We start from the raw sequence: 10,523 nt of genomic DNA on the forward strand, positions 1-10,523 counted from the left end.
TCACTGCTCCCACGCTGTGTATCCGCCGGTTGAGGGCGCCGTTCCTACATCGACGCCTTCCGCCTGGTTCGAGTCCAGGCGCCAATCGCCGTCCTCCCACACGAGATGCAGCACAGCGGAAACTTCCGCTGACTCACCCTCAGTGGTCACCGAAGCGAGGAGGTCGATCGTCGCCGCGGTCCCGCTGTAGTCCAGCACCCGGAACCCGGTGATCTGCACCCGCGTGCCCGCCATATCGGAGGGCTCGGCGTCCTCCGAGAGCATCGCCTCCCGGTTGGGCCCCTCTGACAGTGCATAGCGCAGCCACGGCTCGTAGGTCTCTGGGTAGGAACTCTGCGCCATCGCGTTTGCGGCCATGAACAGCGCTCCCTCTGGGGAGTGCTGGAAGCAGGACCGGACACCGTTCTCGTCGGTCTTCCCCGGCCCGTACTTGCTCGAGGTCGGATAGCCGATCGTGCCCTGGAACTCCCATTCGGCTGCCGGCGGCTCTTCCACGGTGCCCTCGAGCACTTCGCCCTTGAGGCCGCAGATACTCGCTCCCGCTGCCGGCTCCGGCTCCTCGGCCGGCTTGCTGGATTGCTGAGGGTCGTCCTCCGAAGCGGTCACGGTCGGCGCAGTCGTCGGCTCGTCCCGCGTCGCATTCACGATGCCGAGTGTCCCCAGGATCGCTCCGAGGACGAGCACCAGTGCCACCACGACGGCCGAGACGATGAATCCCGGCCGCGTGAAAGGGCTCTCGTTGTTCTCGTTGTTCTCGTCGGCAGCCATGTCGGCCTCTCTCAGGCCGCGAGGAAGCCGACGAGGGAGAACGCGCCAGCGATGATGACGACGCCGCCGAGCGCCCAGCCGAGCGCGCCGACCTTCTCGCCGCCCTCACCGCGCCGCGACCCCACGGTCATCATGGCGCCGATGGCCATGATGCCGAGCACCGCGATACCGAGGCAGACCCACTTGGCCCATCCCATGACCTCCTGGAACTTCTCGCCCACGCCGGGGGGAGCCGAACCGCCGCCGGGGTTCGGGACGTTGCCCGCCAGAAGCACGTGCGCCGCGGAGTCCTGCGCCGCGCTGAGCAAAGCGATTGCCTGATCCATGGTTGCTTTCCTTTCAAGACACGCCATCGGCGCGAGGGTTGGGGATGATGCCGTGCAGCTCGTCAACCACCCGACGAGCTGCACGCGGAGCGTCCGCGAGAGTCGGTGACTCGCTCAGCCGCCACGATTCATGCCACGGCACCGTCCAGGTCCGTGGAACACCGCCGGAGACCACCTGGGCCAGCTCCCGCAATGCGCGCGGGAGACGACCGGGAGCATCTGCGATGAGTACAAGGCCGACCACATCGGCATGAGGGACCATCCCGGCCGCCCACTGCGTCGCCGCAGCCCGTGCGGAGAGCAGACCGCGCATGTGGGTCCGTGCGACCAGCAGCACCGGGGCGGGCAATCCGCTGACGGGCCGGGGCCACGTGTGCTCCGCTGACTCCCAGGACGGGGCGAGGCCGGCCAGCGTGCTCTCCCCGGCCCCACCGTGAGTTCCGAGCACCCACAGGGCGGGTGTCGACCAGACCTCACGCACTGCCAGCTGAGCCCCACGCGCCGGCGCCGGCACTCCCGGCTGCGGCGCAGTCGGTCCCGTCGCAGGGGACGGGCGATGATGGATCGCCGCTGGCTGCGGCTCTGTTACGGGCTCAGGTGTGCGAGTGACCCACGGGTTGTGCGAGTTGGTCACCGTATCCCCCGATCCGTGATCATGGTCTCACCGTAGCTTCACTGCCCAGCGTAGTCGAACCGATCAGTATCAACAAGAGAGAGGTATATCGAGTGATTTTGTGCAATACCTGGCGACAGAGGGTGTCCCCGTATACCATCGTTTTATGTGGACCGCAGCCAGGGTGTTCTCGATGACCGACACCGACGGCCTCGATGCGCTCTTCAAGGACCAACCTGCGTCCATGACCGCGGCCGACGTAGCCGAGCTGCTCGGACTGACCAAGCAAGCCGTCTACGGCTGGCTCCGTGAAGGCACGATCCCCGGTTACAAAGTCGGCTCGACCTGGTTCGTCGTGCGCGATGAGCTCAAAGCCACGATGCGCGCCGGGAGCAACGCACGCCCCAACAAGGAGTAGAAAGCCATGACCTCGGCACCCACCCCCTCGACGTGGCCACACGTAGCGGCCACGCTCAACCCTGACGGCACCGCCCATGTCACCATCAGCGGCAGCACCACGCCCGTACGTGGCAGCTCCATCGAGGACGCCCGTGGTCAGGTCCTCGCGCGCATCACCGCGACGGCAGCCAAGCTAGGCCGCCCCGTGCGCGCCGAGGTCACCGACCCCGACGGCCAGTGGATGCTCATCGTCCACCCCAACGGCACCGTGGAAGAGGACCCCACCACGCCCCGCAAGCGCAGCCGGTCCGCCCGGCCCGCCGCGCCGGCGCCGGCGGCCGTGGCACCTTCTCCCCTTGCGCCGACCCCAGCCGGAGCCATTGCCACGTGGGAGCAGGACCAGGGCAGTCCCGCAGTCGAACAACCCACCTGGGCGCCGCAGAACGATCACCCCACGTGGGCACCGCAACCGCAACCGGCCTCCGCTCCTGAGCAGGCCGCGCACCCGCAGCTCGAGCCGCAGCCGGCACCGGCCCCCGAGGACCCCGAGTGGACCACCCGCGCCGCGCAGCCGGCAGAGGAGGGAGCCCGCGGCCGGTTCAACAGCTTGCTCGGCACCAAGATCGATCCCTCGCCGGCCGAACTCGCACACCGCCGCGAAGCCCTCGACCAGGAGCGCGAGCAGCGTGCGCGCGAGCAGGCCGAAGCCGAGGCCGCCGCCGCCGACGAGGGTCGCCGCGCCGCTCGTGAACGCGCCGAGGCCGAGAACTTCCGCCAGCTGCGCGCCGTCATTCAGACCAACTTCCAGCGCACCCGCACGATCCTGGTGGCCAACCCCAAGGGCGGCGCGCGGAAGACGACCACCGCCGCTCTCCTCGCGGCCGTGCTCGGCATCTTCCGCGGCGGGTACGTGGCCGCCTGGGACGCCAACGAAACGATGGGCACTCTCGGTGCGCGCAGCCTCACCGGCAGCCATACGCGTACCGTCGTGGATCTCCTCGAGGCGGCGTCTCGACTCGACAGCATCCGCGTGGGCGACCTCGACGCCTTCGTGCGCCCCCAGGGCGACAGCCACTTCGACGTGCTCGCCAGCGACGAGGACCCCACCCGCCAGGACATGGTGGACGCCGACGGCTTCGCCACCATTCACGACATCCTCGAGCGGTTCTACCGCCTGATCGTCGTCGACACCGGCAACAACATCCGTGCCTCGCATTTCCGGGCCGCTCTCGACTCCGCCGACCAGCTCGTCATCCCTGTGGCCGCTTCCTACGACTCGGCCGACGCAGCGGAGAAGATGATGCGCAGCTTCCGCGCCAGCGGCCACGACCGGCTCGTCGACGAGGCCGTCGTGCTGATCCACGACCTCGAGCCCGAGAACGGCGACCCCGCCTACTTCGACGTCGCCCGCTCGATCGCTGAGCGGTTCGAGCAGCAGGTCAGCGCCGTTCTCCCCGTCCCCTTCGATCCGGCACTCAAGAACGGCGGCCAGATCGACTACGCGCAGCTCGCGGACAAGACCCAGCGCTCCTACCAGGAGGCGGCTGGCGCTGTCGCGCGGAACCTCGCCGCGCAGCTCGAGGCGGTGTCTTAATGATCGTCAGCCGCCGCTCCGCGCTGCTGGCACTGACCGTCGGGGCCGGCGCCCTGATCACTGGATGCGCCGGCGACCCCGAGCCCGCCCAGACTGCTCCCACCGAGCTTGAGGGTCGGCCGATCGAGCCCGAGCCCGAGGACCCCACCCAGGAGGGTGGCCCGGTCCCCGCGTCCGCCAGCGAGGACGACGAACAGGCCGCGATCGCCGCTGCGCGCGCGACCATGGACGTCTGGGTGCAGGGCTCCACCCTCGACCAGATGGCATGGCAGGAAGCCCTACAAGCCACCCTCGCGCCACCGGCACAGCAGGCTTACGCCAACCGGTTCGGCTACAAGGTGGCCGACACCGAGGTCACCGAAGACCCCGCCATCATCCGCGCCAGCGTCGGCTCCGCCGTCCTCCGCGTGACCACCGACGTGGCCACCTATGAGGTGACCGTGGTCAAGACCGGCGAGGAGTGGAAGACCTCGGCAGTAACACCCATCGCAGGAGGCGAGGAGTGAGCGAGAAGAAGGGCTCCGGCATCGCCCTGGCCGCCGGCGCCGTCCTCTCCGTCCCCTTCGCGATCGTCCCCGCCGCCGTGATGCTCCTCAGCGGCAGCGAGGAGCAATCCAACGCAGCGTGCGGTCCCGGCGGCGGGACCCAGGCCCTCACCGTCGCCGGCGACCTCCCCGAGGTCGAGGGCTACAACGCCCACCAGCTCGAGACAGCCGCCATCATCATGCAGGTGGCCGCCGACAACGACCTGCCCTACGAAGCGCAGCTCGTCGGCCTCATGACCGCGATGCAGGAGAGCACGCTAGGGCTCAACACCCAGCCCACCGGCGCCGGCGGCGATGCTGGCCCCTTCCAGCAGCGCACCCTCCCCGGCTGGTACGGGACCGAGGACCAGGTCCAAGACGTCGCCTACGCCGCGGAGAAGTTCTTCCTCGGCCACGACATCACCTACGAAGGCCCGGGCTCCGCCGGCCCCGCCGGCTACCACCTCCCCGGACTCGTCGACGTGTTCGGCTGGCAGCACATGGCGCCCACCGTCGCCGCGCAGACCGTCCAAGGCAGCGCCCACCCCGACGCCTACGCGAAGCACCAACCCGACGCCGAACGGATCATCGCCGCACTGGCCGGCGTCGACGTCGTCGCCGCAGCCGGCAGCTGCACCGCCGCCCCCGTCGCCAACGGCGACGTCCAGGCAGTCATCGACCGCGGCAAGAGCATCATCGGCACCCCCTACGACTTCGGCGGCGGCACCATGGACGGCCCCGGCCCCGGCGGCATCGACTGCTCAGCCTTCGTCGCCTACGCCTGGACCGCAGCCGGCTACCGCGACCTCCCCCGCGTCACCCAAGACCAATACGACTTCCTCGCCGCCTACCCCGTCGCTGTCGAGGACGTGCAGCCCGGCGACCTCATCTACGAAGCCTGGGGCCGCACCGGCGGCGTCGGCAGCTCCAGCGGCATCAGCCACGTGACCATGTACATCGGCAACGACCAGGTGATCGAAGCATCCCGCACCGCCATGGAAGTCCGCATCTCCCCCACTCGCTTCAACGCCAGCGCCTTCGTCGGCATCCGCCGCGTCCCGGCTGAAGTGCCGGGTGCCTAACGGCGCCCCGATGTGCCCACTCCAGGAGACCTCATGCTCGAACTGATCGACGCCTTCTTCACCGGAACCGCCACGCTTCTCGCGCAACCAGCCGCAGCTGCCATCATTGCCAGCATTGTCGGCATAGTCGGTTCGCTGCTCATCGCCAACCGCTCAGAGATCCGAGCATCACGACGCGCTCATCTCGACTACCTACATCGCCGCCATGACCACTTCGAGGATGCCTTGGCGGACCTCGCTGCTGTGATCGACGAGTGGGCCAGTGAGGAGGTCTCTCTCCTCAACACCTATGGGCAATCGAAGCCCGACAGTGAAGACGACGCTGACCCCGAGCGCACGAACAAACTCAGACAGCAGATCACCAACCATCTCAACCAACTCCGCGCACGCGCCCCCACAACGACCCAAGCCTGCCAATGAGCACGCTGCACCGAGCCATGCGGTCTCTCGAAGCAGCCTGGGGCAGCAGCCGGACCGCCCGGGCGTACATGGAACACGCAATCGGCCCCTGGGCTCTCACAAGCGAGGAGGTTCAAACGGCGCTCGGCGACGGACACCAGGCAGTCGCCCGTGTCGAGGAAGCGCTCAACGAACTGTTCGACGCCAACGCTGCGTACGTCGAGGCCCGGTGATGACGAAACTGGAGCACGACACACCACGCGCTCTGTTCCAGGAACGCCCGCGAGCGTGTAGCGTCATTCTCATGACCCAGAGACGAAGTGGTGGTCGGCCCAGCAAGGGCGACCGTGCGGACATCAAGACCCGCATCCCCACTGAGAGCCGCGACAAGCTCTACGAGTACGCGGAGCTCACGGGGCAGTCCGTCACGGACATCACCGCTGGGGTTCTCGTGCCCTGGATCGCTGAGCTGGACCTCGAGCAGGCCAAGCTTGGAACCGCTCAAGCAAGCTTGAGCATCGACCGCAAGACCGGATAAAAGACTTCGCCCCCGACCTGTTGACGCAGGTCGAGGGCGATTCAGAAGTCTTCGGGAGCCAGTTACCAGCTAGCCCCGAGGGCGAACCTTTAAGGAGGTTCCTCAGTTGTTGCCCCCAGGATACGGGGGTCGATCGACCGCAGGCAAGTGCGGTCAGCCCGGCGTGTCTACACACACGCCCGCGACCCCTCAGCAACCGGACCCGTGGCTCCTCACCCAGACCATCAGCCCGCGCCCCACTGTGCGCGTGGCCAGCGTCGATGCCTACGGCGACGTCCAGAACCTCTACTCCGCGACGCAGCGCGTCGGCCCCACTCCCCCGGAGACTCCCTGGGCGATTTACCTCACCGGCGCCGACCGCACCTACGAGCTGCTGTGCTTCGACCACGACGCGAAGACCGCCGGTGCGGCCGCGGCGGCTGCCCGTGACGCCGAGGTCACCGCCGGCATCCTGTCCCGCGCCGGCCTCGAGCCCGTGGTGTGCGCATCGGGCCCCGGCGGCGGCCGCCACGTCTGGGCCGCCCTTGCCGAGTCCGTCGACCCCGAGACCGTGGCCGGGCTCGCCCGCCTCATACGGCACCTGTGCCCCACCCTCGACCTCTCCCCCCTGACCAACCCCGCCGCCGGATGCGTGCGCCCACCCGGAGCACCCCACCGCGCGGGCGGCGTCTCTGAGGTCATCACCGGCAGCGTCGGCGCGCTCACCGCCCCGACCGGCACCGCCGCGCAGGTCCGCGCCGCAGCCGAGCACGCCGCGCAGCTCGTCGAGGCCGCCGAGCCCGCGCACGTGCCCACCGCCCGCCGGCCCCTGCCCGTGGACAAGCACCAGCACCGATACCTCGCCGGCCCGCGCCGGCCCTTGCCTCGCGCCAGCGCGGCCGCGCTCGAGGAGGACGCAGCCATGGGCGATGCCTCCGCTGTCCTGTGGCGCATCCTGATCGGCGCCGCCGCCTCGAGGTGGCGATACGAGGACGTCGCCGCCCTCGTTGACCGCCCCGGCATGGCCCACGTCCGCACAGAGCGTTCCCGCGGCACCCGCGTGCCCCGCACGCCCGCGCAGGCCGCTGAGAGGCTGTCCCATCACTGGAACCGCGCCGTGCAATGGGTCGCCGCCAACCCGCGTCGCGAGAGCGAGGACGACCCCACCTTCGACGAGCGCGCCGGAGCGATCGCCGCCCACGTGCGCACCATCCAGCAGCGCGCCGACGCCTCCGCCGGCCGCTGGGCCACCCCCGCCGGCCCCACCGACCGCCGAGTCCTCGACGCCCTGTGCGTGCTCGCTCTCCAGGGCCTCAGCGCCTCTGTAGAGGCCGATATCCGACGCCTGGGACTCCTGGCCGGCATCGGCCGCGAAACCGCGCGCACGGGCCTCCTGCGCCTCGCAGCCGAGGGATGGATCGCTCAGCACTCCCCCGCCGAAGGAACGCACGCCGCTCGCTGGACGATCGGCCCGAGCACCGCTATCCACAGCACCCCGCCCGAGGGTCGGTCACAAGTGGATACACGCGCCCCCCGCACCCACACCGGCGCCGCCGAACGCACCGCCCTGCTCGCTGAGCTCACCGCTCGCACCACGGATGCCGCGCACGATGCCTTCACCCCCGGAGCCCTCGGACACCACGCAGGCAACCTCTACGCCCGCAGCACCCCCCACCCCCAGAGCGCAGCCGCTCTCGCCCAGCTCACGGGTGCTTCCCTCGCGCGCACCCTGCGCACTCTCGACCGTCTCGTCGACGCCGGCGTGCTCCTGGTCGACACCCACGGGTGGCGACGGCCCCGCCGCGACCGACGAGCCCCCGCCGCGACCCGCTACGGCACCGGCGGCCGCCTCGCCAGCCGAGCCCGGACCTACCGCCTCGAGCGCGACCTGTGGACCTGGTGGCAGGCCGAGCAAGCGTGGATGCGCTCACCCCGGCGCGCCCCCGCCCAGCGACGCGCCGGCCACGGACAGCTCGCCCTGATCCCCAGCGACGAGACCACCAGCTACGGCGCCCACCCCCGACGCGGCGGGCGCGCCGACTACCGCGCCGCCCGCGCACTGCTGCTCGAGGACAACCAGCAGCCCGACCCTCTCCAGGCGCAGCATCCGACACGAGCGGCCGCGGTGACCGCTGCCTAAGAGACGACCCCACGCCGGCGCTCTGCGCCCGCGTCAGGGCAGGAAGGCGCGTTGACAGCCGTACCCGACCAGCGCGTCCCCGACTTCCGAGAATCACCCGCCGGCCCCAGCTCGGTCCCGGGCCTGTGGTCCAGACCAAGGAGCTACAGCAAAAAAATGGTGTTCCCCAACAACAGCGCATCGAGGGTGTGGGAGCCGGTGAGCGTATCGGTGCCGGCAGCTGCATGGGGACGTTAGAGGAGCTGGGGACACGCGGAAGAAGAAGGGAGTTTTGCCAAGCGGGTGCCGGTTGACCTGCGCAAACTACATCGACGTAATACCGGCAATAGGGTGTGCTGGTATTGCCAGCATTATAGACTGAGGGCACATCAGGAAGCAGCAGAGAGGATCGGAACCATGAACGCCACCACCGTCACCGTCTACTCGAAGCCCCTGTGCGTGCAGTGCGACGCCACCAAGCGGGCGCTCACCAAGGCGGGCATCGACTACGACGTCGTGGACGTCACCGAGGATGCCGACGGCCTGGCCAAGATCAAGGCCCTGGGGTACGTGCAGGCTCCCGTCGTCGTCACCGACGAGGGCCACTGGTCCGGGTTCCGACCGGACCGCATCAAGGCCCTGGTCCGTGCAGCCTGAATCACCCTAATAACTCTATTACCAGTGTAGGAGTCATCATGCCGAACACCGCCACCCGCACCGTCGACGCCACCGCCACCCTCACGATCGAGTGGAGCGAGGCCTCGCACCTCGAGCGCATGGCCGGCCAAGCCCTCCCCCTCGGCTACGGCGCCGCCCTCCTCGAGGCCGAGCACGTGCGCGAGCTGATCGAGCGCGCCGGCCGCGGCGGGTACACCAAGACCGGGTTCCTGATCGAGTTCACCCAGAACGGCGAGCAGGGCACATGGCAGGGTCGCTACGACCTTGGATGCGACACCCCCACCCTCGCTGAGCACATCAGCGGCTTCGCCAAGCACGCCCGCCCCATGCTCCGCGGCTTTGGCCGCACCGAGGAGCAGTTGGACGAGATGCAGCGCGACGCCGACCACATCGTCCGCTGCATCGAGGCGCAGCGCCTCGGCCGGGACTACTACCTCGCCTGACCACCCAGGGGCCAGCGGCCCTCCCCGCCGGCCCCTATTAACCCCATTGCCAGCTAAGGAGTCACCATGCACCGCGCCCCCGCCATCTACGTCAGCCCTTCCATGGAGGCCTACGAGCTTCCCGCCGACACCCCCGACACCTTCGCCCTCACTCTGTGCGAACAGTGCGCCCTCGCCCTGGCTGGACACACCAGCGCCGACACCGGCGACCCCGCCACCGACGAGGCTGCCGAGTGGATGGAGGACCAGTGGGGCTACCCCTATGCCGCCGAGTTCACCGCCGCCACTCCCGATCCATGCGGCACCGCCACATGCGACGGATGCGGCACGAGCGAGGCCGGCCGCAGACATCCCGCGATCGCCAACCGCATCGGCTAACCCTTGTGACCCCAATAACTCTATTAGAGATAATGGAGCCACAACCAAGGAGGTCACCATGGAGCAACTGTCCATCTTTGACGAGTTCGCCCGACAGGACGCAGCCGCCCGGGCCGCAGACGATTCCCTCGAGGGATACCGGCTCCGCTACAGCCGCGGCGCGTTGCTGCCGGGGGAGAGCTGCCCCGGATGCGGCCACATCTTCGTGCGAGGCGGCTACGACGGCTCGCGCTCCCACCACGTGCACGAGGACCCGGCCGGCCTCATCTGCACCGGCATGGAACTCACGCGCCGGCACCTCGCCATCGCCCTCTCAGACGACCCACAGTGGGAAGGCTTCGCCAGCGGCGACGAGGCCCGGCACGCGATCGCCGCCGGCTGGCCCGAGGCCACCGTGCGCGCCTGGCGGGCCGACCCGCGCGAGCTGCTACACGAGCTGAACCCGCCGCGCCGCACGGGGTGCGCCGGCCGCAGCTTGCCCACCATCGAGGCCACGGAGGGAACGAACTAACCCAGCAATATTGACCCTAGTAACTCTATTGACAACAATGGATGCACCGAAGCACAGGAGACTCCCCGTGAGCACGTCCACGTGCCCGGCAGCAAGCAGCAGCCGGCCCGGTGACTACAGCGGGGGAGGGGCCGTCCCGGCTCCTCCCTTCGCCCCGCCCAAGGAGAACGAC

15 protein-coding genes are annotated in these 10,523 nt (G+C 69.4%); 12 read left to right on the forward strand and 3 right to left on the reverse strand.

What is annotated here, in order from left to right:
• Genes ACOJUI_RS16990 through ACOJUI_RS17000 form a run of 3 tightly spaced genes read right to left on the reverse strand, consistent with a single transcriptional unit; the run spans position 1 to position 1,728 of the window.
• Complete coding sequence (locus ACOJUI_RS16990; RefSeq protein ID WP_422117711.1) at positions 1 to 768, reverse strand: hypothetical protein; 768 nt, start codon at positions 766 to 768, stop codon at positions 1 to 3.
• Positions 769 to 779: 11 nt separating this feature from the next.
• The gene (locus ACOJUI_RS16995; RefSeq protein ID WP_422117712.1) at positions 780 to 1,094 is read right to left on the reverse strand and encodes a hypothetical protein; all 315 of its coding nucleotides are present in this window, start codon (positions 1,092 to 1,094) and stop codon (positions 780 to 782) included.
• Between the two features lie 13 nt (positions 1,095 to 1,107).
• Entirely contained in the window at positions 1,108 to 1,728 is a 621-nt protein-coding gene (locus ACOJUI_RS17000) for a DUF6668 family protein (protein WP_422117713.1), read from the reverse strand.
• Positions 1,729 to 1,873: 145 nt separating this feature from the next.
• Here ACOJUI_RS17000 and ACOJUI_RS17005 point away from each other — a divergent pair, with 145 nt between their 5' ends.
• The 12 genes from ACOJUI_RS17005 to ACOJUI_RS17060 all read left to right on the forward strand — a co-directional run bounded on the left by ACOJUI_RS17005 (position 1,874) and on the right by ACOJUI_RS17060 (position 10,351).
• Entirely contained in the window at positions 1,874 to 2,125 is a 252-nt protein-coding gene (locus tag ACOJUI_RS17005; protein ID WP_422117714.1) for a helix-turn-helix domain-containing protein, read from the forward strand.
• 6 nt (positions 2,126 to 2,131) lie between these two features.
• On the forward strand, positions 2,132 to 3,700 hold the full coding sequence (locus ACOJUI_RS17010; RefSeq protein WP_422117715.1) for a hypothetical protein: 1,569 nt from the start codon (positions 2,132 to 2,134) through the stop codon (positions 3,698 to 3,700).
• A complete protein-coding gene (locus ACOJUI_RS17015; protein WP_422117716.1) occupies positions 3,700 to 4,206 on the forward strand; it encodes a hypothetical protein in 507 nt (168 codons plus the stop codon). Before ACOJUI_RS17010 ends, ACOJUI_RS17015 begins: the two co-directional genes overlap by 1 nt.
• Complete coding sequence (locus tag ACOJUI_RS17020) at positions 4,203 to 5,306, forward strand: C40 family peptidase (RefSeq protein ID WP_422117717.1); 1,104 nt, start codon at positions 4,203 to 4,205, stop codon at positions 5,304 to 5,306. Before ACOJUI_RS17015 ends, ACOJUI_RS17020 begins: the two co-directional genes overlap by 4 nt.
• A gap of 33 nt (positions 5,307 to 5,339) precedes the next feature.
• Positions 5,340 to 5,726, forward strand: a complete 387-nt coding sequence (locus ACOJUI_RS17025) for a hypothetical protein (RefSeq protein WP_422117718.1) — start codon at positions 5,340 to 5,342, stop codon at positions 5,724 to 5,726.
• Positions 5,723 to 5,938 carry a hypothetical protein gene (locus tag ACOJUI_RS17030; RefSeq protein ID WP_422117719.1) on the forward strand — a complete coding sequence of 72 codons (216 nt, stop codon included), beginning with the start codon at positions 5,723 to 5,725 and terminating at the stop codon, positions 5,936 to 5,938. Before ACOJUI_RS17025 ends, ACOJUI_RS17030 begins: the two co-directional genes overlap by 4 nt.
• A 71-nt stretch (positions 5,939 to 6,009) precedes the next feature.
• Positions 6,010 to 6,243 (forward strand): hypothetical protein, encoded by a 234-nt coding sequence (locus ACOJUI_RS17035; RefSeq protein ID WP_422117720.1) that lies wholly within the window; start codon positions 6,010 to 6,012, stop codon positions 6,241 to 6,243.
• A gap of 247 nt (positions 6,244 to 6,490) precedes the next feature.
• A complete protein-coding gene (locus ACOJUI_RS17040) occupies positions 6,491 to 8,362 on the forward strand; it encodes a hypothetical protein (RefSeq protein WP_422117721.1) in 1,872 nt (623 codons plus the stop codon).
• Positions 8,363 to 8,758: 396 nt separating this feature from the next.
• Positions 8,759 to 8,998: a glutaredoxin-like protein NrdH gene (gene nrdH, locus ACOJUI_RS17045; RefSeq protein WP_422117722.1), complete on the forward strand. Its 240-nt coding sequence runs from the start codon at positions 8,759 to 8,761 to the stop codon at positions 8,996 to 8,998.
• A 38-nt stretch (positions 8,999 to 9,036) separates the two neighbouring features.
• Complete coding sequence (locus ACOJUI_RS17050; RefSeq protein WP_422117723.1) at positions 9,037 to 9,462, forward strand: LPD25 domain-containing protein; 426 nt, start codon at positions 9,037 to 9,039, stop codon at positions 9,460 to 9,462.
• Between the two features lie 66 nt (positions 9,463 to 9,528).
• A complete protein-coding gene (locus ACOJUI_RS17055) occupies positions 9,529 to 9,840 on the forward strand; it encodes a hypothetical protein (RefSeq protein ID WP_422117724.1) in 312 nt (103 codons plus the stop codon).
• Between the two features lie 58 nt (positions 9,841 to 9,898).
• Positions 9,899 to 10,351, forward strand: a complete 453-nt coding sequence (locus tag ACOJUI_RS17060; RefSeq protein ID WP_422117725.1) for a hypothetical protein — start codon at positions 9,899 to 9,901, stop codon at positions 10,349 to 10,351.
• Positions 10,352 to 10,523 lie beyond the last annotated feature (172 nt).

It is taken from the genome of Brachybacterium sp. UNK5269 (assembly GCF_049266655.1).
Lineage (GTDB): Bacteria > Actinomycetota > Actinomycetes > Actinomycetales > Dermabacteraceae > Brachybacterium.